Raw genomic sequence first — 21,625 nt, forward strand, 5'->3', positions numbered from 1 at the left:
TGGCGTCGTTGGCGGCCAGCGCCGTGCCGCCGAACCAGCGCCCGGCCAGCTCCGCCAGGTCCACGCCCGTCCAGCCGGGCAGCGTGATCGACAACGTCACCCGGCCGGTGCGGTCCACGATGCCCGGGGTGCCCGCCGCGACCGCCCACACCCGCGTGCGCGCGACGCCCGCGCCGTCCACGCACGTCAGTGCCGTACGCCGGGCCGCCTCCAGCCGTTCGTGGGCCGCGGCGTCGCCGGAGACGTCGGCCCGCTCCCAGGCGATCACCTCGCCGTTGAGATCGGCCAGCGCGGCCACGATCCCGTCGCCCCCGACCTCCACGCCCACCACGTAGCCGGCGTCCGCGCGGAACCCGAACCGCCGCGCGGGCCGCCCCATCACGCCCTCGTCGGGCGGCACCTCCCTGACGTGGCCGCGCTCGCCCAGCTCGTCGAGCACCGCCTCCACCGTCTGCCTGGACAGCCCGGTGATGCGGCCGAGCCGGGTCAGCGTGGCCACGCCCTCGCGGCGCAGGGCTCGGAGCGTGATCTGGGTGTTCACCTTGCGCAGCAGGGACGCGTCACCCGGGCGAAGCTCGGTCAACTTATGAGACCCTTCGTCATAACTCCCCTGCGACTCCCCATTGACGAGCAACAGCCAGGATCCTAGCATCGGCCGACATACGTGAACTGGTTACATATATGGAGGCGAAATGGTCACACTCGCCATCGTCGGCGCGGGTTCGCGAGGTTCCTCCTATGCCCGCCACGCCACCGGGAGCGGCCGGGCGCGGGTGGTCGCGGTGGCCGATCCGCTGGAGGCCCGCCGCGCCAGGTTCCCGGAGGCCGAGGCGTACGCGGACTGGCGCGAGCTGGCCGCGCTCCCCCGCCAGGCGGACGCGGTGATCATCGCGACCCAGGACAGGGACCACGTCGAGCCCGCGGTGCGCTTCGCCGAGCTGGGCTACGACATCCTGCTGGAGAAGCCGATGGCGGTCTCCGAGGACGACTGCCGGCGCATCGTCGCGGCCGCCGGACGGTCCGACGCCGTCTTCGCCGTCTGCCACGTGCTGCGGTACACGCCGTACACGCGGGCGCTGAAGGCGCTGCTGGACGAGGGCAGGATCGGCGAGATCGTCAGCGTCCAGCACCTGGAGCCGGTCGGGTGGTGGCACCAGGCGCACTCGTACGTGCGGGGCAACTGGCGCCGCGCCGACGAGTCCACGTTCATGCTGCTGGCCAAGTCGAGCCACGACCTCGACTGGCTGGTGCACCTCACCGGCAGGCAGGTCACGCGCGTGTCGTCGTTCGGCGGGCTCAAGCACTTCCGCCCGGAGAACCGCCCGGAGGGCGCCGCCGACCGCTGCCTGGACTGCGCGGTCGAGGCGACGTGCCCGTACTCGGCCAAGCGCATCTACCTGCCGCTGGCCGGGCGCGCGGAGTGGCCGCTCTCGGTGCTCACCGACGACGTCTCCGAGGCCGGCGTGCTGGCGGCGCTGCGGACGGGCCCGTACGGCAGGTGCGTGTACGCCTGCGACAACGACGTGGTCGACCACCAGGTCGTGAACATGGAGTTCGAGGGCGGCGCGACCGCGTCGTTCACCATGACCGCCTTCACCCCCTCCCTCCACCGGCAGACCCGGATCTTCGGCACCCGGGGCTGGATCGAGGGAGACGGCGACCGCCTGACCGTCTTCGACTTCGTCACCGGCCGCGAGGAGACCGTCGACACCCGCCCCACCGGTGACGCGACGGCTCGGGGCGGCCACGGGGGCGGTGACGAGGCGCTGGTCGACGCGTTCCTGACCGCGGTCGCCACCCGGGACCGCTCCTCGATCCTCTCCTCGCCGGGCGAGAGCCTGCACAGCCATCTCATCGCCTGGGCCGCCGAGAGGTCGCGGCTGCACGGCGAGACGGTCACCCTGGAGGGAACCGTTCCTGAGGACTGAGCGTGAGTCGTCACTCCTCTGAGGTCGGGCCGGTGGTGGGGGTCTCCCCGGGCTCACCCGGGTCCGGGCCCGACTGGCCGGCCAGGCCGAAGGCGATCTCGATCGCGCTGCCCGGCCTGGCGCAGGTGCCGGCCTGGAGGCTCTGGTCGAGGACCGCGCCCACCCGCGACTCGTCATCCACGACCTGGCCCTTCGTCCGCACCGTGAACCCGGCCGCGACCAGCGCCGCCCGCCCGTCCTCCAGCGCCTGGCCGACGACCGACGGGACCGTGGCGCCGTTGCGGGCGACCGTGAGCGCCACCGAGGTGCCGCCCGTGACGCGCCCGCCCGCCTTGGGCTGCGTGGAGAGCACCTGCCCGTCCGGCCGGTCGACGCAGGAGCGGGTGACGGCGCCCACCGCCAGGCCCGCGTCGGTGAGGGCGCCCTCCGCGGCCTTGCGCTGCAGGCCCGTGACCGCGGGCACGGGCACCCCGGCCGACACCTCCAGCGAGACCTTGCTGCCCCTGGTCACCAGCATGCCCGGGGCGGGCTGGGCGCTGAGGACCTGGCCGATCCGCTTCGGCGAGTCGAGCTGGGTGACGGTGCCGAGCACCAGCCCGGCCTGTCTGATCGCCTTCGTGGCCGCGCCCTTGTCCATTCCCGCCAGGGCCGGGACCGGGACCGCGGCGGGGCGCACCGCCGACGGCGGCGGCGTCGTGGGCCCGCGCGCCTCCAGCGTCCCCGTGGTCTTGAGCGGGACCTTCTGCGCGGTCGTCCTGTCTGCCGGAGGCCGGGACTTCACCGGATCCGACTGCGGGGGGACCGACGGGCCGGCCCCCTGCGGCGCCTGGGGCCGCTCGGCCGTGTTCGCCGTGGGTATGTGGGCGGTGAGCAGCACGGCGGCCGTCACCAGCAGGGCGGCGCACACCGCGATCGCGGCCCTGGGCCAGGCGACCCTGGACAATCCCGCCGGTGATGGATCGTTCACCGGCCCGGAGCCCGCGGGTAACGACGCGGGCGCGGACACGCTCCCTTCCGTGGGCGTGGACGCTCCGGCCTCTTCCGTGGGCGTGAACGCGCCGGTCTCCTCCGTGGGCGCGGACGCGCCGGCGCGGGAGTCGGGCAGCAGGTAGCCGCCGGCCACCCCCGTGGCCTCCGGCTCGGCCATCGGCTCCCGCTCCGACGAGCGCTGCTCGGGCACCAGCGGCGGCACCCGCAGGATGTGGGCCGGCGGCGAGCTCAGCACCTCCGACGGCACCTCCGACTCCCCCAGCAGCTCGAACAGCAGGTCCCTGCTGGTGGGCCGGTTGCGCGCGTCCTTGTCCAGGCATGCCTCCACGAGGGCCCGCAGCCGCCCGTCCAGGCGTCCCAGCTCGGGCTGCGCGGTCAGGATGCGGTGCAGCACCGGCGCGACCGAGTCCTGCCCGAACGGCGCCGTGGCGTTGGCTGCGAAGCACATCGTCGCGCCCCACGAGAACACGTCCGCGGCCCCCGTGACGGCCGACGCCGTGATCTGCTCGGGCGCCATGTAGGCGGGCGTGCCCACCCCGCGCCCGCTCACCGTGGCCGCCGCGTCCAGCGCCTTGGCCAGGCCGAAGTCGATGACGCGCGGCCCGTCGGAGCCGAGCAGCACGTTCTGCGGTTTGAAGTCGCGGTGCACGATCCCGGCCCGGTGGATGGCCGTGAGCGCGGTCACCGTGCTGACCGCCAGCCGCTCCAGCGCCCCGCCCCGCCGCGGCCCGGTGAGCGCGACCTCCCTGTGCAGCGACGGCCCGTCGACATATTCGCTGACGATGTACGGACGCCCCTCGTCGAACCCGGCGTCGATCACCTGCGCGGTGCAGAACCTCGCCACGTGCTTGGCCAGCTCGACCTCCCGCAGGAACGCCGCCCGCTCGTCACCCACGGGTCCGTGCAGCAGCTTGACCGCGTAGGTCTCCCCGCTCCTCCAGCCCAGGAAGACCGCGCCTTGACCACCTTCACCCAGCCGCCCGGACAGCTCGTACTGTCCGAGTCGCTGCGGGTCCCCCGTTCTGAGCGGCTGCGCCGTCGGCACGGGCGTCTCCCCTCGCCGCCACCCTCGCCTGCTTTCTACTGAAGGCAACGGGCCGCCCCGAGTCAACGGTGGTCAGGGCATCGCCGCCTGACCGTGACACAGCTGGTCAGGATGCGCGGGTGACCGTGCCCGAATAGGTCACCTCGTCCTTACCTTCGCGCGTCACCTTGATGTCCATCTGGTTCGACGCCGACGTCGGGATCATCCGCAATGTCCCCGGATAGCACTCGTCGCCCGTGACCCGGTCGAGGGTGAAGACCATCCCGCTCCCCTGCCGCAGGAGCCGCCCCGAGCAGTGCAGGTCCGATCCCCACAGCATGGCCCCGCCGTCGTTGTCGGGGCCCAGGCGCAGCTCGACGGGGAAGACCCGCTGGGCGGTGAAGTGCTCGGCCGAGCCCGTCCACGTCCCGACCAGCCCCGGCTCCTGGGCGCCGCGCAGCCAGAACACGAACCCGGCCACCGCCATGGCCACGCCCGCCGCGGCCACGCCCACCTGCCAGGCTTTCACCCGCCTGCGGGGCGGAGGCTCGGGAACGGTGTCGCGGCTGACGGCGGGGAAGCTCGTCGTGGGGTCGGGGTCGTGGATGCGCCCCGGCTCGGCGCTGGGCGGCGCGGTCTCCATGACCAGCCGGAGCCCGGCGGTGCTCAGCTCGCGATCGGCGAACGTCCTGCCGGACCCGGTGACGGGCGAGACAGCGGACGGGCCGACGGCGGCCTGCGCGCCCGAGGACAGCACGTCGCCGCCCCCTGCCGCCTGGCCCAGCAGCCGCCGCAGCACCTCCTCCGCGTCCGGCCGCTCCCCCGGCTCCGGCGCCAGGCAGGCCGCCACGATCTCCCGCAGCCGCCCGGTCAGCGGCCCGAGGTCCGCCTTCCCGTACAGGATCCTGGCCAGGACCTCCTGGTAGGTGTCCGCCGTGTACGCGTGCCGCCCCGTGGCCGTGTACGCGACCGTCAGCCCCCACGCCCACAGGTCGGCGGGCGGCCCGGCGGACTCACCCTTGATGCGCTCGGGCGACAGGTACGCCGGGGTGCCGACGGGCATCGCGTTGGTGGTGGCCGCGGTGTCCATGAGCCGGGACACCCCGAAGTCGATCACCCGCGGCCCGTCGAGCCCGAGCAGCACGTTGCCCGGTTTGAAGTCCCGGTGGACCACCCCGGCCCGGTGGATGGCCCCGAGCGCGGTGGCGGTGCCGATGGCCAGGCGTTCGAGCGACCCGCCCAGGCGCGGCCCCTTGGCGACCACGTGCTCCAGGAGCGAGGGGCCCTCGACGTACTCGCTGACCAGGTAGGGCCGGTCGCCCTCGAGATCGGCGTCGATCAGCTGCGCCGTGCAGAACGCGGCCACCCTGCGGACCGCCTCCACCTCTCCCAGGAACCTGCGCCGCACGTCGGGGTCGCCCGACAGGCTCGCGTGCAGCAGTTTGATCGCGACCTGGGCGCCCTGCTCGGAGTGGCCGAGGTAGACGACGCCCTGTCCGCCCTGGCCGAGCCTGCGCGACAGGCGGTACGATCCCAGCTGTCGCGGATCATCGGCTCGGAGTGGGGACATATCTCCTGATTATGCCGGGCAATCGATCAGTCGCGCATAATCATCAAGGATCGGCAACACCGTATCCGCAGGCGCGCTGGGCAAGGTGGCCACCGCCTCCTCGATGCCGAGCCCGGCGAAATAGTCGAGCTTCTCCTCCGTCGGCAGCGTCCCGAACGGGATCACCTTGGCCATCGGCCGCCCGGCCTTCTCGCACGCCTCGCGGAGCATCGGCAGCGCCGACCTGATCCCCTTGCCGCCGATCGGCATCCAGCCCTCGGCGTACTCGGCGACGTGGGCGAACAGCTTCGGCCCCGCCGCGCCGCCCACGTACACCGGCGGATCCTGGACCGGCTTGGGCCAGGACCAGGACGGCTCGAACCCGTCGAACGAGGCCACCTCGTCCCGCCACAGCGCCTGCATGGCGAGCATGTTCCGCCTGGCCACCTCGCGGCGGCGCGCGTACGGGACGCCGTGGTTCTCGATCTCCTCGACGTTCCAGCCGAAGCCGACCCCGACCACGACGCGCCCGCCCGAGAGGTGGTCGAGCGTGGCGATGGCCTTCGCGGTCACGATGGGGTCGCGCTGGGCGGCGAGCAGGATGCCGGTGCCGACGCGCAGCCGGCGCGTCGCGGCGGCGGCGAAGGACAGGGCGACGAGCGGGTCGAGCGTGCGCTTGTACTCCTCGGGCAGCACGTCCTGGCCCGCCGCGGGAGGGGTGCGGCGCGAGACCGGGATGTGGGTGTGCTCGGGCACGTAGAGGGAGTCGAAGCCGCGCTCCTCCGCGGCTCGGGCGAGGTCCTGGACCGGCATGGTCAGATCCGTGGTGAACATCGTGACCCCGAGTCGCATGGGACCTCCTTCTAGTTAACCAAGCGATTGCTCGGTTAAGATTTCCAGAGTACCTTGCAGAAGACCATTCCGCGGAAAGAGGTCCCCGGTGAAGTTTTCTATCTTCCTGAATCCGCAGATTCCCGGCTCCGGGTACGCGGCCGAGGAGAACGCCAAGGCCAAACGCCCGATCGGGCGCGACACGGAGTCGTACCAGAAGCTGCTGCACGAGGTGCGGGAGATAGCCGTGCACGCCGATCAGCTCGGGTTCGACGCGCTCATGATGACCGAGCACCACTTCCACTCCGAGGGCATGGAGTTCTCGGTCAACCCGCTGATGGTCCTCACCGATCTCGCCGCCAGGACCGAGCGGATCCTGCTCGCGCCGCTCGGCCTGGTGCTGCCCGCCTGGGACCCGATCAGAGCCGCCGAGGACGTGGCGCTGCTCGACCAGTTCTGCAAGGGACGGCTGCGGCTCGGCGTGGCGCGCGGCTACCAGAACCGGTGGATGAACGTGCTGGGCCAGCGCTGGCACGCCGCCGCCGCGCGCTCCGACGGGTCGGCCTCCGACACGCGGAACTTCGACGTCTTCGGCGAGGTGCTGAAGATCATGAAGATGGCGTGGACGCAGGAGACGCTGCGCTACAAGTCGGACGTGCTGGACTACCAGGTGCCGTATCCGTTCGAGGGCATCGAGGGGTGGCCCGCGCAGGAGTGGACCCAGACGTTCGGGGCGCCGGGCGAGCTCTCCGAGGACGGCAAGGTTCAGGCCGTCTCGGTCTGCCCCAGGCCGTACCAGAACCCGCACCCCGAGCTGTGGCAGCCGTTCACGATCTCGGACCGGTCGGTCATCAGGGCCGCCCAGGAGGACATCCTGCCGTGGATGTTCACCCCCAACCCCGACGACCACGCCGCCAAGGCCAAGCTCTACCAGGAGGAGTCGGCCAAGCAGGGCCGCCAGTACAAGCTGGGCGAGCACACCGGCATCCTCAAGATCGTCGGCATCGCGGACACCACCGAGGAGGCCATCAACACCTTCGGCCGCAGCATCCCCAAGGACTTCGCCGCCTTCTTCGGCCCGTTCGGCTACCTGGAGGTGCTGCGCAAGAAGGAGGACGAGAAGCACAAGCCCATCTCCCCCGAGAAGGGCGACGCCAAGCGGATGAACGACGTGGAGATGGCGCTGTTCGGCACGCCGGACGACGTCAAGCGCGGGATCCAGCGGATGCTCGACCGCATGCCCGACCTGGAATGGTTCGGGCTCTACATGCAGGGACAGCAGGGCGTGCTGCCGCTGGACACGGTCAAGCGGAACCTGGAGCTGTTCGCCACCAAGGTCATCCCGGAGTTCCAATGAAATTCTGGCTGGGGGCCTCGTTCGTCGACACCGACCAGTTCCTGGAGCTGGCGCGGGCGGCCGAGCGGTGCGGGTTCGACACGCTCACGCTGTCGGACCACCTGTTCTACGCCGACTTCGCCTCGCCGTACCCGTACTCGCGGTCCGGACGGCCGCGCTGGGACGCGCGTACGCACTGGCCGGACGTGTGGGTGACGATCGGCGCCATGGCGGCGGTGACCACGACCCTGCGTTTCTCCCCGAACGTCTACATCGCGCCCGCCCGCGACCTGTTCACCGTGGCCAAGCAGGTGTCCACGGCGGCGGTGCTGTCGGGGGACCGCGTGACGTTCGGGGTCGGGGTGGGCTGGTGCAAGGAGGAGTTCGTCGGCACCGGGCAGGACTTCCACACGCGGGGACGGCGGCTGGACGCGATGCTCCCGACGCTGCGCTCGCTCTGGGCCGGCGAGACGGTCGCCCTGGACGGCCTGCCCGAGCTGTCGATCTCGCCCACCCCCGACCGGCCGATCCCCGTCTACGTGGGCGGCGACAGCGACGCCGCCCTGCGCCGGGCCGCCCGGCTGGGTGACGGCTGGATCGGGAACCGGATCTACACGGAGGAGCAGTTCGACGTGGTGCTGGCCACGCTCCGCGGCCACCTCGACGAGAGCGGCCGGAGCGCGCCCCTCGACATCATCGCGCCGCTCGCGGTGATGCCGGACGCCGACACCTATCGCCGCTTCGCCGCCAAGGGCGTCACCGGGACCATGGCGGCGCCGTGGTGGCTGGCCACCCCGGAGGAGAAGGCCAGGTACGGCGAGGGAACGCTGGAACTCAAGATCGCCACCATGGAGCGCTTCGCCGAGGAGGTCATCGCCAAGCTCTGACGTCACCGAGGCCGCAGGCCCAGCTCCTCCAGGGCCTCGGCCAGGCCCTTCGGCGACTCCGTCACCGCGCCGATGCGGGCCAGGGCGGCCAGGCCGAGATAGCCGCCGTACGCGGTCAGCGCCCGCCGGGCGGCCTCGTCCGGCGGCTGGCCGACCTCCTCCAGGACGGCTCGCATGAACGCCAGCCGCCGCTCGCTCACCCGCCGCACCACCGGGCCCACCACTGGGCCCACGACCGGGTCGTCGGCCTCGCTGATCAGCCGGAACGAGACGGCGGCGTCACGCCCGTCGCCGAAGGCCCACTCCAGCAGCGTCCGCATGCGCTCGGCCGGATCGGGCACCGGCTCCAGCCGGGCGATGATCTCCTCGGTGCCGGCCTCCCACCGCCGCAGCGCCGCCTCGACCAGCGCCTGGCGGTTGGGGAAGTGCCAGTAGAAGCTGCCCTTCGAGACGCCGAGCCGCACCGCCACCGGCTCCACGGCCACGGCGGCCAGCCCGCCCTCCGCCAGGGCCTCCAGCGCGGCCCGCGCCCAGTCGTCCGCGTTCAACCGACCCACTCTCCCATCCTTCCATACGCCACCGTATAGTCGAACCATACGCATCCGTATGGAAAGAGGTGGCCCCCATGCCCACGCTCACGGACCGGTTCATCCCGCGGCCCGACGCCTCCGAGCGGCACTCCATCGTGATCAACGCATCGCGCGAGCGCGTCTGGGCCGCCGTCACGGACCCGGGCTCGTTCGACCTGCGGGCCGTCGTGGCCATCCGCAACCTGGCCGCGCGCCTCAGCGGCGGCCGGCCGCACCGGAGCACGCCCCGCTTCACGCCGCTCGGCGAGGAGCCGGGGCACGAGCTGGTCATGGGGCTCATCGGGCAGTGGTGGCGCCTCGGGCACGCCGAGAAGAGCGGCGCGATCTCCGGCGCCGCCGACTTCCACGCGTTCGACCGTCCCGGCTACGCGAAGGGCACGCTGAGCTTCCGGCTGGACGAGGCGGGCGAGGGGCGGATCAGGCTCGTCACGGAGACCCGCGTGGTGGCCACGAGCGAGGACGCGCGGCGCGCGTTCCTGCGGTACTGGATGGTGATCCGGCTGGGCAGCGGCCTGATCCGCCGCGTCATGCTCGCCGCCCTCCGCGCCCACGCCACCCGGCCTCTCTAGGCGCCCGGCCCCTCCTCGGCGAGGTTCTCCAGGATCCGCCGCAGCATGTCGGTGACCTGCGCGACCTCCTCCGGCGAGAACCCCGCGAACACCTGGTGGCTGATCCTCCCGAAGATCGGCGGCAGGCTGGGCACCAGCGCCCGCCCCTCGTCCGTCAGCTCGATGACGATCGAGCGCCGGTCCTCGGGATGCCGCTCCCGCCGCAGCAGCCCCTTGGCCTCCAGCCGGTCGAGCAGCCTGGTCATCCCGGCCGTGTCCGTGCCGAGCCGGCGTTTCAGCAGGCTGGGCGTGCCGCCGCCGCGCGAGGCGTGCAGCAGCAGCGCGGCCTGCTGCGCCGTGAGACCGAGCGGCGCCAGGCGCCGCTCGGTCTCGGTGTTCAGCTCCCTGCCCACCTGCACGAGCAGCGACCCTCCCCCCAGCACCAGCTCGAACGTCGACTGCGGCGCACGGTTCTCGTTCATCTCCCGAGAATACCCGCATGGACATTTACTGTCGCGACAGTTACAGTCGCGACATGACCGACACACACGTCTTGATCGTGGGAGGCGGAATCGCCGGATCGTGCCTTGCCCACGGCCTGCGCCGGACGGGCCTCGCCGTCACCCTCTTCGAACGCGACCCCTCGGCCGCCCACCGCCCGCAGGGCTACCGCATCAGCCTCAAGGACAGCGGCGCGCGGGCGCTGCGGGCCTGCCTGCCGGACCACCTGTTCGACCTGGCCGTGGCGACCTCCATCCGCCCGGCCACCCGTATGATCTTCATGGACGCCGGCCTGCGGCCGAAGTTCGCCAAGGACATCCCCGAGCAACGGCCGGGCGTCGACGGCCTGGGCGTCAACCGGCTCACACTCCGCGAGATCCTCCTGGCCGAGCCCGCGGGCGAGGTCCGGTTCGGCATGGACTACCAGCGGTACGAGCGGCTCGACGGCGGCCGCGTGCGCGCCCACTTCGCGGGCGGCCACCAGGTGGACGGCGACCTGCTCGTGGGTGCGGAGGGCGTGGGCTCGCGGGTGCGGGCGCAGCTCCTGCCCGGCACCGTGGTGGACGACCTCGGCTGGACGCTGTACGGCCGCACGTGGATCACGCCCGAACTGCTGGCCGCCACGCCGCCCGAGCTGATCGACTCCTTCAACCGGGTCACCGCCCCCGACGGCGCCGCCATCGCCGTCGCCACCTGCCGCCCGCTCACCCCCGTGCCCGAGGCCGTGGCCCGCCACGCTCCCGGCGCGCACCTGACGGACGTCCCCGGCTACTTCTCATGGACGATGACCGTGTCCGGCCCCCGGCCCGACGGCGTTTCCCCGGCCGGGCTGCACCGGCTGGCCATGGACACGATGCGGGACTGGCACGAGGGCGTGCGGCGCATCGTGCGCGAGGCCGACCCGGAGGCGACGTTTGTGCTGCAGCTCCATTCGGCACGGCGGGTGGAGCCCTGGGCCGAGCCCGCGGTCACGCTGGTCGGCGACGCCGTGCACAGCATGAGCCCCGGCCGGGGCGAGGGCGCCAACGTGGGCCTGCGGGACGCCCACCTGCTGAGCGAACTGCTCGCGGCGGCCGCGGCCGAGGGGCAGCCCCTCGCCGGCGCCAAGGCCGCGTACGAGCGCCGCATGCTCGACTACGCCTTCACCGCCGTCGACGCCTCCCGCGACCACCCCTTCGCCCCCTTCCGCCGGCCGGCCGGCTGACCGATCCCGTCGCGCGCCGTCCCGGGAGCGGGGAAGGGCCGGGATGGGCGGTAGCCTTCGTCCTGTGCTGGAAAGGATCTCAGCCACCCGTTACGTGACCCCGTTGCGGGAGGGTGGTTCGCTGCCCGGCGTCGTCGAGGCCGACGACCTGGGCACGTACGTGGTGAAGTTTCGCGAGGCGGGCCAGGGGCGGCGGGTGCTCGTGGCCGAGATCGTCGCGGCCGAGCTGGGCCGCAGGCTGGGGCTCAGGACCCCCGATCTCAAGCTCATCGACCTCGACCCGCAGATCGGCATCCGGGAGCCGGACGAAGAGGTGCAGGACCTGCTCAAGGCCAGCACCGGCCTCAACCTGGCGGTCGACTTCCTGCCGGGCGCGCTGGGGTTCGAGCCGCTGGCGTGGGCGGCGGACCCGGTGTTCGCGGCCAGGGTGGTGTGGTTCGACGGGCTCATCCACAACGTCGACCGCAGCTGGCGCAACCCCAACATGCTGGTCTGGCACCGCGAGACCTGGCTGATCGACCACGGCGCGGCGCTCTGGTTCCACCACAACTGGCGCACGGCCGACCCCCAGCGGAAGTTCGACGCGGGCGACCACGTGCTCGCGCCCTTCGCCGGTGACGTCGAGGCCGCGGGCGACCAGCTGGCCGCGCGGATCACGCGGGAGCTGCTGGTGAGCGTGACCGCGATGGTGCCCGACGAGTGGCTGGACGGCGAGCCGGGGTTCGACGGCCCGGAGGCGGTGCGCGAGGCGTACGTCGATCATCTGATGGAGCGGGCGCACGGGCCGCGCGAGTGGCTCGTGCGCGGCGAGGCGAAGTCGCCGCACGACGGCCCGGGGTCGGTGGGCGGGTTCTGGCGGGGAGGAAGCCGGTGACCAGGGACGTCTACGAGTACGCGGTGATCCGCGTGATGCCCAAGGTCGAGCGCGGCGAGCTGATCAACGCGGGCGTGCTCCTCTACTGCCAGCCGCGCGGCTACCTGTGCGCGCGGGTCCAGCTCGACGCCGCCCGGCTGCGCGCCCTCGACCCGAACGCCGACCTCGACGAGGTACGCCGTGCGCTCAGCGCGTACGAGCTGGCCTGCGGCGAGCGGCCGGGACCGCTGGCCGAGGAGTCGCTCGGCGGCAGGTTCCGCTGGCTGACCGCGCCGCGCAGCACGATCATCCAGACCGGGCCCGTGCACGCGGGCCTCACCGCCGACCCCGACACCGAGCTGGCCAGGCTGTTCGACAAACTCGTCCGTATCTAGAACTCATCCGTATCTAGAAAAGGACGGACATGAAGGTGTCGACCTCCTGGAAGCCCACCTTGCGGTAGACGGCCCTGGCCGAGAGGTTGAAGTCGTTCACGTACAGCGTGACCACGGGGGCGAACAGGCTCCTCGCGGCCTCCACGACGGCGGCCATGCCGGCCACGGCATGGCCCTTCCCCCGCAGCTCGGGGGCGACCCAGACGCCCTGGATCTGGCAGGCCTGCGGCGTGACGGCCCCGACCTCCGCCTTGAACACCACCCGGCCGTCGTCGATGCGCGCGTAGGAGCGGCCGATCCTGATCAGCTCGGCGACCCTGGTCCGGTAGAGCGCGCCGCCGTCGCCGAGGTTGGGCGAGACGCCGACTTCCTCGGTGAACATGGCCACGCAGGCGGGCAGCAGGACGTCGAACTCCTCCGGCCGCACCCGGCGTACGAGCGGATCGGCGGGCACCGGCGGCGTGCGCGAGGTGGCCATGACCGGCTGAGCCCAGCGGATGGCGCGCGCCCGGCCCCAGTGCGGCTCGAGACGCTCCCACAGCAGAGAGACGGCGTCGACCGGGCCCACGATGGAGGAGCAGCGGCGCCCCTGTTTGCGGGCACGGTCGGCGAAGGCGTGCACGGCCTCGGGACCGGCGTTGACGGGCACCATGTTGGCCCCGGCGTAACAGAGTGACACGAGGCCGCCTCGCGCGCCGAACCCCCACATCTGCCCACCCAGCCTCGCCGGATTGAGTCCGACGGCCCGCACTCTGGAGGAGACGAAGACGTTCGCGACCGGGTCGGTGTCCAGCAGGGCTAGGACCTCGTCCCGGTCGCTGTCGTCGAGCACGCGCGACGCCGATGTACGCAGCATCACAAAGGTCACACTACGCGAAGGGGCACCGATTGGCTCAGTGGGTGACGGCCACGGTAATCCTTTCTTGACGTCAGTCAGAGCCCAAGGGTGCCGAGGATCCCGAGCAACCCGGCCGGCGGGCTCACCGCGTCCGCCGTCATGTGGGTCGACGGGCGCGGCTCGGGCTGCGCGGCGCACTCCACGTCCCGCGGCGGCACCGTGCCGTCCCGCAGGTACGCCGCCAGGTGCTCGTCCACGCACTCGCTGCCCGTCAGCGACACGCCGTGGTTGCCGCCTGCGTCGATCACCATGCCCGTGCGGACGAAGTGCCTGCGCATCTCCAGGGCCCCCTTGAACGGCGTCGCGGCGTCGTCGCGGGACTGGATGAGGAGCACCGGCGGCAGGTTCGACGAGCCCTGCACCTCGATCGGCGTCCCGCCCCGCACCGGCCAGAAGGCGCACGGGGCGTTGAACCAGGCGTTCGGCCAGGTCAGGAACGGCGCCCGGCGGTGCAGCCGGGTCATGTCCTCGCGCCACTTCTCCCACTTGCGCGGCCACTTGGCGTCCCTGCACTGGACGCCCAGGTAGGAGGCGTAGCCGTTCTCGTCCGCCTTGTCGTCCTCGCCGTGCTTCTTGTAGATGTCCACCATGCCCTTCACGTCGCCCTGCCGCACGTACGCGGACCAGGCCGCGGCGAACGCGGGCCAGACCCGGTCGCTGTACCCGGCGACCGTGAAGGTGTCGTCCAGCTCGCTCGGCCCCACGATGCCGCCGGCCGGGCGGGCCCGCAGCCGGTCGCGCATCGCGTAGTAGGCGAACGACGTCTGCTTGAGCGAGGTGCCCAGCCGGTAGACGTCGTTGTGCTTGGCCGTCCAGGCCAGGAACTGCCGGTGACGGTGCTCGAAGGCGCTGTCCTGCCGGATGTTCGCGTCGTACCAGACGCCCGTGGGGTCGACCGTGCTGTCCATGACCAGCCGCCTGACCCTGGACGGGAAGAGCGTGGCGTAGACGGCGCCCAGGTAGGTGCCGTACGAGTAGCCGAGGTAGCTGATCTTCTGCTCGCCGAGCGCGGCACGGATCGAGTCCATGTCCCTGGCGGAGTTCTCGGTGGTGAGGTGCGGCAGCAGCCAGGACCAGCGCGCGCCGCACCGGTCCGCGAACTCGTGCGCCCTGTCGAGCAGCTCCCGCTCCTCGGCCGGCCCCTTCGGCACCGCGTCCGGCCTCGGAGCCTTGAAGAACACCGCCGGGTCCACGCAGTGCAGCGTCGGCTCGCTGCCCCCGACGCCGCGCGGGTCGAACCCGACGATGTCGTAGCGCTCGCTCACGTCCGACGGCAGGGACGAGGCCACGAACTCGGCCAGACTCCGCCCCGGCGCGCCCGGCCCGCCCGGGTTCACCAGGAGCGCGCCCAGGTAGTTGGCGCTCCTGGAGACCCTGGCCCGGACGCGGTTGACGGCCAGCTCGATCGTCTGGCCCCACGGCTCCCGATAGTCGAGCGGCACGCGTAGGGTGCCGCACTCCAGGTTGGCCGGCGCCGGCCTCCCGCTACTTCCTATCGGACACGGCCCCCAGGCGATGGCCGCCGGCGCCTGTCTCGCACCGCTGGCCACCGCCGTCCCATCCCCGCTGGCTATCGCTCCGACGAGCACCGCGACACCGGCGACAACCCCAACGACCCGCTTCACCCGGCCCCCTCCCTGTTCATAGGCCCTGCGATGCTCCCGTGAGCGACCGGTTGATCACGTTGAGTATGGGGAAAAGCTTGCCAACTTGTAATCGCACGATTGCATGAAGTGACCGTGGTGTATCGGGCCGCGGATCGCCCGGCGACGGCCAACCATCCCGGCATGGCGAGGGGATATCGGTACGTCGACGCCGTCCGGCTCCTGGGCGGGCAGGACCCGGCGGCGGCTGGCCCTGGACGTGCCGGAGTTCGCGTTCTGGGCCGGGCAGGTCGATCACCAGGCGACCCGCGAGGGCCTGGCCGAGCTGCGGCGGCTGCTCGGCATGCTCACCTCGGGAGCCGCGCTACCCGCCCAGCTGGAGACCGTGTCCCGGCTGCACCGGGTCGCGCTGACCCGCCCGGTCGCCGAGACGGGGCACGTCCCGGCGGGCATGGAGCTGCCCACGCTGGACCAGGCCTACCTCGCCCCTCGTTACCAGGTCGCGGAGACGACCGCGTCCGACGACCCGAGCGCCGAGTCCTGGTGGGAGGAGGCCGAGGTCAGAGAGGATCTCGCCGGGTTCCTGGCCGGTTTCCTGACGGGCAGGGGGGCGCGGGGCGCCGTTGCGAGGGCTGCTGGAGGTGCTGGAACTGGATGCGGACAGCGGCCGGGAGCGTCGTGCGACCTACCTTCGCGCGATCAAGAACTGGAACTCGGGCGATGTCAGGCCGCTGGTCAAGGCCATACTTGGCGATCTGGCCCTGATCAGCGGCCCCCACCGGAACAAGCTCCTGGCCAACCCGTCGAAGAGCGACGTCATGCAAAACGTCGCGATGGCGAGAGAATCCCTGCGCTGATCGCCATCGGCGACGGGGCTACGCGTGTTCGGCCGTGTCGAAGAGGGCCTTGGTGGCGTCGCCGAAGTACGGGCCGTACATGGTGCGCTGGTCGTCGCTGTACTTGAAGCTGCTCACCGACGTGATCGTCCCCTTGCCCGTGGCCAGGTCGAACGTGGTCATCCACGGCCCGCCGCTCGATCCCGCCGTCATCTCGCAGCCCACCCCCTGATCGCGGCTCTGCCCGTACGGGTCGGCCCGCAGCCGCCCCGCGCAGTAGACCAGGTGATGCCCGTCGTACGGCGGGTCGGCCGGATAGCCGAAGCCGAACACCTGGCCCCCGCGAGCGGCGTTGAAGGCGATCTCCTGCGTGCCCACCACGTCGGCCACGTGCCTGCCGCCGGACGTGGCCAGCGCCACCATGCCCACGTCGTAGTTGTCGTCGCCGCGGCTCGACCAGGGCCCGGCGACGAACATGCGGCGGGCCGCGTACTGCCCGAACCGCTGCGCCCCGCCCATCCCGTACGCCGGGACGAACGTCCAGTTGGCGGCCCACCCGCCCGCGCCGTCCTTGACGCAGTGCCCGGCGGTGACCACGACGTCCCTGTTGGCGCTGCGTACGGTGCTGGCCGAGCAGACGAAGTCCGCCCCGCGCACGGTCAGGAAGACGCGGCCGGTGGTCCTGGCCACGGCGCCGCCGGTGATCCAGCGCGAGCCGACCGTGGTGGTCTCCGGCCGCTTGGCCGCGCCCCCCTGGTCACGCCGGGCGGCCGCCGCCTGGTGCCGGGGCGTGCGGCCCCACAGCCAGGCGGCCAGGCCGTCACCCGGCACGCCCGTGGTCACGCCGTCGCCTCGCGGGGTCAGGCGCCGGCTCGACACGTCAGGAGCGGTGCGTATCTCCGTGTGCTCCGTCACGCCGCTCAGCAGGCCGGCGCCGTCCGTCACGCTGTCCAGCAGGTCGATCGGCAGCGCCTTGGCCATGCGCTCCGGCGTCCAGTAGTCGAGCACGCGCCGCTGCTCGGCGGTGGTGCGGGCGGCCACGTGCTCGACTATCTGGTGACGCATCGCCCTGTGGTCGGGTGGGTCGGCCTGCTGCTGGCCGGGGGCCGCACCGAGGAGGGCGGGCCCGATCAGCCCCGCCAGAAGCGGGGCGGCCGCTAGCAGGGGGGTGCTCAAGGTCATGCCCCCCGAGTCTGCACTACGAGATGTGTTCTTGTGACTACTTTCGGTAAATACCTCAGAGTGCGTTGGTGCTCTGTGCCGCTTGGTAGACGCTCTGCGCCTCGTTCCCGAAATATGGGCCGAACATCCAGTTGGGGGCGAAGTTGTATTTGAAGCTGTTGACCGAATTCTGGGTGCCGAGACCGGTCGACTCGTTGAAATTCAGCATCCAGGGACCGCCGCTGGAACCGCCGGTCATGTCGCAGGTCAGGCCGTGGTCCTCGCTCGCGAGGAAGTCGTCGAAGGTCCGCCCGCTGCAGTAGATGAGCTTCGAGCCGTCGTACGGCGCCGCCGCCGGGTAGCCGAACCCGTACATCTGCTGCCTTCTCCCCTGGTTGAACGCGACGCCCTGGCCGCCCACGACGTCCACCAGCGCCTTGCCCTCCAGCGGCGCGACCACGGCGGCGGCGACGTCGAAGTTGATGTCCTCGCTCGCGTTCCACTGCTGCGTGGTCAGCAGTTTCGTGGCCGCCCAGGTGCCCAATGGGCGGTTGCCGTTGTTGTAGCCGGGCACGAAGACCCAGTTCGTGTGGAACGTTCCGTTCAGCTTGACGCAGTGACCGGCGGTCAGGACCACGCTCTTGTTCGCGCTGGTCACCGCCGAACCCGAGCAGGACGCATTGCGTCCCTGTGTGGTGAAGAAGATCCGGCCGGTGGTCTTCACGACCGCGCCGGAGCCGGTCCACGGCTCGCCGGACGATCGGGCCGACTGCAGCTCTGCCGCGGCACGCGTCGCCCCGGTGGGCGGCGCCGTCCACGGGGTGCCCTCGGCAGGCTCTCCCAGCGCCATCTTCGCCCCCTTCTTCGGGCCGGGCGCGTCCAGCGGCTGGGCCGCCTCCATCCGCTGTTCGGTCCAGTACGTCAGGACCTGCCGCCGCTCGGACGCGGTGTCCGCCGCCGCGTACTGGGCGGGTTTGGGCCTCATCTGTACGCCGGCCTGCGCCCCACCGGCGGGCAGCAGGACGGCGCCGCCGGCGGTGAGGCTGAGGATGGAAAGCAGAACGACTGCGCGGTGCATTACGTACCTCCCGAAAACCGGACCTGGGGTACGGAAGGTAGCCGTAGCAATATCCGGATTTCTCAAGATTTGCGCATACCGATATAGCCGCATTCCGGCATTAATTCACTGCGTTATCTCGGGTCACATAAGTGCTGGGATTTCGACGCGGTCGGTGCCGCGTGCCCGAGCGCGCCCTGCAGCGGGGACAATGGACGAGTGCAAGAAGAGACCCTCCGATCCGTCGTGGTGCTCGGCTCCACCGGCTCCGTCGGCACCCAGGCCCTCGATGTCATCGCCGCCAACCCCGGCGGCTTCAAGGTCGCCGGGCTGGCGGCGGGCGGCGGCCGGGTCGACCTGCTGGCCAGGCAGGCGGCGGCGTTCGGCGTCGAGGTGGTCGCGGTGGCCGACGCGGCGGCCGTGCCCGAGCTGAAGGACGCGCTGTCCGCGCACGGCGCGAAGCCCACGGTGCTCGGCGGGCCAGAAGGGGTCGCGGAGGTGGCGGCCTGGCAGTGCGACACGGTGCTCAACGGCATCACCGGCGCGCTCGGGCTGACCTCCACCCTGGTCGCGCTGGAGGCGGGCAGGACCCTCGCGCTGGCCAACAAGGAGTCCCTGATCATCGGCGGCCCGCTGGTCAAGCGGCTCGCCAAGCCCGGCCAGATCCTCCCGGTCGACTCCGAGCACTCGGCGGTGCAGCAGTGCCTGTGGGCCTCAGGCCCCGACGGCTACGACCCCGACAGCGTCAAGCAGCTCGTGATCACCGCGAGCGGCGGCCCGTTCCGGGGGATGACGCGCGAGGAGATGGCCGACGTCACGCCCGAGATGGCGCTGGCCCACCCCACCTGGTCGATGGGCCCGGTCATCACGATCAACTCCGCCACCCTGGTCAACAAGGGGCTGGAGGTCATCGAGGCGCACCTGCTGTTCGACTTGGGTTTCGACCGCATTGAGGTCGTGGTCCACCCGCAGTCGATCATCCACTCCATGGTGGAATACGTCGACGGCTCGACCGTGGCCCAGGCCAGCCCGCCCGACATGCGGCTGCCGATCGCGCTCGCGCTCAGCCACCCCCACCGCATCCCGGGTGCGGCACGGGCCATCGACTGGACCAAGGCGCACACGTGGACGTTCGAACCCCTCGACGACGTCGCGTTCCCCTCCGTCGCGCTGGCCAGGCACGTCGGCGGCGAGGGCGGCACCGCGCCCGCCGTCTACAACGCGGCCAACGAGGCGTGCCTCGACGCGTTCATGCGGGGCGAGCTGCCGTTCCTGGCGATCGTCGACACCGTGGCCAAGGTGGTCGAGGAGCACCAGGTCACCCCGGCCGACTCGGTCGAGGAGGTGCTCGCGGCCGACGCCTGGGCCCGGGCCCGCGCGATCGAGCTGTCCCGCTGACTACCTAGACTGGAAACCGTCGTCACAGTAAGGGTTGAAATGTCTTCTGTAGCTCTCGGCATCCCGACGGTCCGTCCCAAGCCGCTCGCCGAACGCCGACTCTCCCGCCAGATCATGGTCGGCAGCGTCCCCGTGGGCGGCGACGCACCCGTCTCGGTGCAGTCGATGACGACCACGGTGACCGCCGACATCAACGCCACGTTGCAGCAGATCGCGGAGCTCACGGCGTCCGGCTGCCAGATCGTACGCGTGGCCGTGCCGTCCCAGGACGACGCCGACGCGCTGCCGATCATCGCCAAGAAGTCGCAGATCCCGGTCATCGCCGACATCCACTTCCAGCCGAAGTACGTCTTCGCCGCCATCGAGGCGGGCTGCGCGGCGGTTCGGGTCAACCCCGGCAATATCAAGAAATTCGACGACAAGGTGGGCGAGATCGCCCGGGCGGCGGCCGACCACGGGGTGCCGATCCGCATCGGCGTCAACGCCGGATCGCTCGACCCGCGCCTGCTGCAGAAGTACGGCAAGGCCACGCCCGAGGCCCTGGTGGAGTCGGCGCTCTGGGAGTGCTCGCTGTTCGAGGAGCACGGGTTCCGCGACATCAAGATCTCGGTCAAGCACAACGACCCGGTCGTGATGATCAACGCGTACCGGCTGCTCGCCGCCAAGTGCGACTACCCGCTCCACCTGGGCGTCACCGAGGCCGGCCCGGCCTTCCAGGGGACCATCAAGTCCTCCGTCGCCTTCGGCGCGCTGCTGGCGGAGGGCATCGGCGACACGATCCGCGTCTCCCTCTCCGCGCCTCCGGTGGAGGAGGTCAAGGTCGGCACCCAGATCCTGGAGTCGCTCGGGCTGCGCGAGCGCGGCCTGGAGATCGTCTCCTGCCCGTCGTGCGGCCGGGCCCAGGTGGACGTCTACACCCTCGCCGACCAGGTGCACGCCGGCCTGGAGGGCCTGAAGGTGCCGCTGCGGGTGGCCGTGATGGGCTGCGTCGTCAACGGCCCCGGGGAGGCCCGGGAGGCGGACCTGGGGGTGGCCTCGGGCAACGGCAAGGGGCAGATCTTCGTCAAGGGCGAGGTCATCAAGACGGTGCCGGAGTCGCAGATCGTGGAGACCCTGATCGAGGAGGCGCTCCGGCTGGCCGAGGAGATGGGCGTCGACGTCGACCTCGACGACGACTCCGGCCCCCAGGTCATCGTCAGCTGATGACTTCTGATGCCGGCTTCCTCCGGCCGGCGGGAGGGCTGTCATCCCCAGATATCGGTGACCGGCAGAGCCCATGGCCGGTCGCCGAGCGACAAGCGGCGCCGATCTGATGACACAGCCCGTGACCTGGTCGATGTCGTAGCCAGCGGGAGCAGCGATCCGCCACGAGCCACGCTGAAGCCACCGGCCAGGTGACGAGACCGTGAGGTGTCGAGTGGCCATGAGCGTGGACCTCGAACACGAGCCCATCCACGACCTCGCTCGCCGAGTCATCCGGCTGGCGGAGGAAACCCAACATGCTGCCCAAGTGCTCGAACGCCGTCTGGAAGCGCTGGAACGCCGTAACGAAGCCGCCGGCAGAGCCGAACGCATCCTGACCATCGCGGCTGACATGCGCAGCCATCTCGGCCGCGACAAGCTGTCCACCGATCACCTCTACGACCCGGACACGGGCCTGCCCGCATGATCATCGGCTCCAGTGCCGTCATCGCAGGTGGCCCAGTTTCGGCTTTGAGCGACGCGACTGCCATACCAAGTGACTCTTCCTTGGTATCGCCCCCGACATCGACCACGATAACGTGGGTCACTACGACTTCATTTCCCAGCAAGCCTTCTTGGCGCTTTTCCCAGACAACTGCGCCAATTTCTCTCACTTCTTCCAGCACGCCGGGTGCGACCTCCTCCGGCTGCCCCGCGCATCCTCCGGCGAGAAGAGAGATGGCGAGAGAAATCACAGTGAACCTATTTCAGCCTCACGCGGCCTGGGCGACGCGATGGTTTTGAAGGACGGCGATGGCTTTGCACAGGTGGCCGGCCTTGGATGGGCTGCAGC

Annotated in this window: 22 protein-coding genes; 12 read left to right on the forward strand and 10 right to left on the reverse strand. The window is 71.4% G+C overall.

The window, feature by feature from the left end; translation table 11 throughout:
* The coding region (locus ACWDX9_RS42175) for an ROK family transcriptional regulator (protein ID WP_449964855.1) at positions 1-583 on the reverse strand (583 nt) is incomplete at its 3' end.
* A 109-nt stretch (positions 584-692) separates the two neighbouring features.
* On the opposite strand from ACWDX9_RS42175, the gene ACWDX9_RS42180 reads away from it, so the two are divergent.
* The gene (locus ACWDX9_RS42180; RefSeq protein WP_449964858.1) at positions 693-1,928 is read left to right on the forward strand and encodes a Gfo/Idh/MocA family protein; all 1,236 of its coding nucleotides are present in this window, start codon (positions 693-695) and stop codon (positions 1,926-1,928) included.
* 10 nt (positions 1,929-1,938) lie between these two features.
* Here ACWDX9_RS42180 and ACWDX9_RS42185 read toward each other — a convergent pair whose 3' ends face one another.
* The 3 genes from ACWDX9_RS42185 to ACWDX9_RS42195 form a co-directional block, all read right to left on the reverse strand.
* Entirely contained in the window at positions 1,939-3,963 is a 2,025-nt protein-coding gene (locus ACWDX9_RS42185; RefSeq protein ID WP_449964861.1) for a protein kinase domain-containing protein, read from the reverse strand.
* A 106-nt stretch (positions 3,964-4,069) separates the two neighbouring features.
* On the reverse strand, positions 4,070-5,512 hold the full coding sequence (locus ACWDX9_RS42190) for a serine/threonine-protein kinase (protein ID WP_449964864.1): 1,443 nt from the start codon (positions 5,510-5,512) through the stop codon (positions 4,070-4,072).
* A gap of 9 nt (positions 5,513-5,521) precedes the next feature.
* Complete coding sequence (locus ACWDX9_RS42195; protein WP_449964867.1) at positions 5,522-6,343, reverse strand: TIGR03619 family F420-dependent LLM class oxidoreductase; 822 nt, start codon at positions 6,341-6,343, stop codon at positions 5,522-5,524.
* A gap of 88 nt (positions 6,344-6,431) precedes the next feature.
* Here ACWDX9_RS42195 and ACWDX9_RS42200 point away from each other — a divergent pair, with 88 nt between their 5' ends.
* Together ACWDX9_RS42200 and ACWDX9_RS42205 are read left to right on the forward strand one after the other, a co-directional pair.
* Positions 6,432-7,679 (forward strand): LLM class flavin-dependent oxidoreductase, encoded by a 1,248-nt coding sequence (locus tag ACWDX9_RS42200; RefSeq protein WP_364240475.1) that lies wholly within the window; start codon positions 6,432-6,434, stop codon positions 7,677-7,679.
* A complete protein-coding gene (locus ACWDX9_RS42205; protein WP_449964871.1) occupies positions 7,676-8,545 on the forward strand; it encodes a TIGR03619 family F420-dependent LLM class oxidoreductase in 870 nt (289 codons plus the stop codon). The genes ACWDX9_RS42200 and ACWDX9_RS42205 overlap by 4 nt, the downstream gene beginning before the upstream one ends.
* 2 nt (positions 8,546-8,547) lie before the next feature.
* Here ACWDX9_RS42205 and ACWDX9_RS42210 read toward each other — a convergent pair whose 3' ends face one another.
* Positions 8,548-9,102, reverse strand: coding sequence for a TetR/AcrR family transcriptional regulator (locus ACWDX9_RS42210; protein WP_449964874.1), 555 nt, complete (start codon positions 9,100-9,102; stop codon positions 8,548-8,550).
* Between the two features lie 68 nt (positions 9,103-9,170).
* Between ACWDX9_RS42210 and ACWDX9_RS42215 the strand changes: the two genes are divergently transcribed.
* The gene (locus ACWDX9_RS42215; RefSeq protein WP_449964877.1) at positions 9,171-9,704 is read left to right on the forward strand and encodes a hypothetical protein; all 534 of its coding nucleotides are present in this window, start codon (positions 9,171-9,173) and stop codon (positions 9,702-9,704) included.
* On the opposite strand, the gene ACWDX9_RS42220 is transcribed toward ACWDX9_RS42215, so the two are convergent.
* Entirely contained in the window at positions 9,701-10,165 is a 465-nt protein-coding gene (locus ACWDX9_RS42220) for a MarR family winged helix-turn-helix transcriptional regulator (protein ID WP_363984841.1), read from the reverse strand. The two genes, ACWDX9_RS42215 and ACWDX9_RS42220, sit on opposite strands and share 4 nt — an antisense overlap.
* Positions 10,166-10,218: 53 nt before the next feature.
* Here ACWDX9_RS42220 and ACWDX9_RS42225 point away from each other — a divergent pair, with 53 nt between their 5' ends.
* The 3 genes from ACWDX9_RS42225 to ACWDX9_RS42235 are packed head-to-tail and all read left to right on the forward strand — an operon-like array spanning position 10,219 to position 12,636.
* The gene (locus ACWDX9_RS42225) at positions 10,219-11,388 is read left to right on the forward strand and encodes an FAD-dependent oxidoreductase (RefSeq protein WP_449964880.1); all 1,170 of its coding nucleotides are present in this window, start codon (positions 10,219-10,221) and stop codon (positions 11,386-11,388) included.
* Between the two features lie 43 nt (positions 11,389-11,431).
* The gene (locus ACWDX9_RS42230; protein ID WP_449964883.1) at positions 11,432-12,262 is read left to right on the forward strand and encodes a HipA family kinase; all 831 of its coding nucleotides are present in this window, start codon (positions 11,432-11,434) and stop codon (positions 12,260-12,262) included.
* Positions 12,259-12,636 (forward strand): DUF3037 domain-containing protein, encoded by a 378-nt coding sequence (locus ACWDX9_RS42235; protein WP_363984845.1) that lies wholly within the window; start codon positions 12,259-12,261, stop codon positions 12,634-12,636. Before ACWDX9_RS42230 ends, ACWDX9_RS42235 begins: the two co-directional genes overlap by 4 nt.
* A gap of 13 nt (positions 12,637-12,649) precedes the next feature.
* Here the strand turns inward: ACWDX9_RS42235 and ACWDX9_RS42240 are convergent, their stop codons facing one another.
* Together ACWDX9_RS42240 and ACWDX9_RS42245 are read right to left on the reverse strand one after the other, a co-directional pair.
* Positions 12,650-13,492: a GNAT family N-acetyltransferase gene (locus ACWDX9_RS42240; RefSeq protein WP_449964907.1), complete on the reverse strand. Its 843-nt coding sequence runs from the start codon at positions 13,490-13,492 to the stop codon at positions 12,650-12,652.
* A gap of 77 nt (positions 13,493-13,569) precedes the next feature.
* Positions 13,570-14,976 carry an alpha/beta hydrolase gene (locus ACWDX9_RS42245; RefSeq protein WP_364240492.1) on the reverse strand — a complete coding sequence of 469 codons (1,407 nt, stop codon included), beginning with the start codon at positions 14,974-14,976 and terminating at the stop codon, positions 13,570-13,572.
* A gap of 785 nt (positions 14,977-15,761) precedes the next feature.
* Here ACWDX9_RS42245 and ACWDX9_RS42250 point away from each other — a divergent pair.
* Positions 15,762-15,995, forward strand: a complete 234-nt coding sequence (locus ACWDX9_RS42250) for a hypothetical protein (protein WP_449964886.1) — start codon at positions 15,762-15,764, stop codon at positions 15,993-15,995.
* Between the two features lie 18 nt (positions 15,996-16,013).
* On the opposite strand, the gene ACWDX9_RS42255 is transcribed toward ACWDX9_RS42250, so the two are convergent.
* Both ACWDX9_RS42255 and ACWDX9_RS42260 read right to left on the reverse strand, forming a co-directional pair.
* Positions 16,014-17,156: a trypsin-like serine peptidase gene (locus ACWDX9_RS42255; RefSeq protein WP_449964889.1), complete on the reverse strand. Its 1,143-nt coding sequence runs from the start codon at positions 17,154-17,156 to the stop codon at positions 16,014-16,016.
* 55 nt (positions 17,157-17,211) lie between these two features.
* Positions 17,212-18,213 carry a trypsin-like serine peptidase gene (locus tag ACWDX9_RS42260; RefSeq protein ID WP_449964892.1) on the reverse strand — a complete coding sequence of 334 codons (1,002 nt, stop codon included), beginning with the start codon at positions 18,211-18,213 and terminating at the stop codon, positions 17,212-17,214.
* Positions 18,214-18,411: 198 nt separating this feature from the next.
* On the opposite strand from ACWDX9_RS42260, the gene dxr reads away from it, so the two are divergent.
* The 4 genes from dxr to ACWDX9_RS42280 all read left to right on the forward strand — a co-directional run.
* The gene (gene dxr / locus ACWDX9_RS42265; protein WP_449964895.1) at positions 18,412-19,590 is read left to right on the forward strand and encodes a 1-deoxy-D-xylulose-5-phosphate reductoisomerase; all 1,179 of its coding nucleotides are present in this window, start codon (positions 18,412-18,414) and stop codon (positions 19,588-19,590) included.
* 39 nt (positions 19,591-19,629) lie between these two features.
* Entirely contained in the window at positions 19,630-20,793 is a 1,164-nt protein-coding gene (gene ispG, locus ACWDX9_RS42270) for a flavodoxin-dependent (E)-4-hydroxy-3-methylbut-2-enyl-diphosphate synthase (protein WP_449964898.1), read from the forward strand.
* Between the two features lie 220 nt (positions 20,794-21,013).
* A complete protein-coding gene (locus ACWDX9_RS42275) occupies positions 21,014-21,259 on the forward strand; it encodes a hypothetical protein (RefSeq protein ID WP_449964901.1) in 246 nt (81 codons plus the stop codon).
* 112 nt (positions 21,260-21,371) lie between these two features.
* A partial coding sequence (locus tag ACWDX9_RS42280; RefSeq protein ID WP_449964904.1) for a hypothetical protein occupies positions 21,372-21,625 on the forward strand: 254 nt, incomplete at its 3' end.

The sequence above is a fragment of the Nonomuraea sp. NPDC003201 genome (genome assembly GCF_053590415.1).

Coding starts and splice junctions, on each gene's coding strand:
- ACWDX9_RS42190 (WP_449964864.1), bottom strand. CDS start 5,512: ATGTCCCCACTCCGAGCCGATGATCCGCGACAGCTGGGATCGTACCGC.
- ACWDX9_RS42220 (WP_363984841.1), bottom strand. CDS start 10,165: ATGAACGAGAACCGTGCGCCGCAGTCGACGTTCGAGCTGGTGCTGGGG.
- ACWDX9_RS42205 (WP_449964871.1), top strand. CDS start 7,676: ATGAAATTCTGGCTGGGGGCCTCGTTCGTCGACACCGACCAGTTCCTG.
- ACWDX9_RS42225 (WP_449964880.1), top strand. CDS start 10,219: ATGACCGACACACACGTCTTGATCGTGGGAGGCGGAATCGCCGGATCG.
- ACWDX9_RS42240 (WP_449964907.1), bottom strand. CDS start 13,492: ATGCTGCGTACATCGGCGTCGCGCGTGCTCGACGACAGCGACCGGGAC.
- ACWDX9_RS42195 (WP_449964867.1), bottom strand. CDS start 6,343: ATGCGACTCGGGGTCACGATGTTCACCACGGATCTGACCATGCCGGTC.
- ACWDX9_RS42180 (WP_449964858.1), top strand. CDS start 693: ATGGTCACACTCGCCATCGTCGGCGCGGGTTCGCGAGGTTCCTCCTAT.
- ACWDX9_RS42255 (WP_449964889.1), bottom strand. CDS start 17,156: ATGACCTTGAGCACCCCCCTGCTAGCGGCCGCCCCGCTTCTGGCGGGG.
- ispG (WP_449964898.1), top strand. CDS start 19,630: ATGTCTTCTGTAGCTCTCGGCATCCCGACGGTCCGTCCCAAGCCGCTC.
- ACWDX9_RS42275 (WP_449964901.1), top strand. CDS start 21,014: ATGAGCGTGGACCTCGAACACGAGCCCATCCACGACCTCGCTCGCCGA.
- ACWDX9_RS42230 (WP_449964883.1), top strand. CDS start 11,432: ATGGGCGGTAGCCTTCGTCCTGTGCTGGAAAGGATCTCAGCCACCCGT.
- ACWDX9_RS42260 (WP_449964892.1), bottom strand. CDS start 18,213: ATGCACCGCGCAGTCGTTCTGCTTTCCATCCTCAGCCTCACCGCCGGC.
- ACWDX9_RS42215 (WP_449964877.1), top strand. CDS start 9,171: ATGCCCACGCTCACGGACCGGTTCATCCCGCGGCCCGACGCCTCCGAG.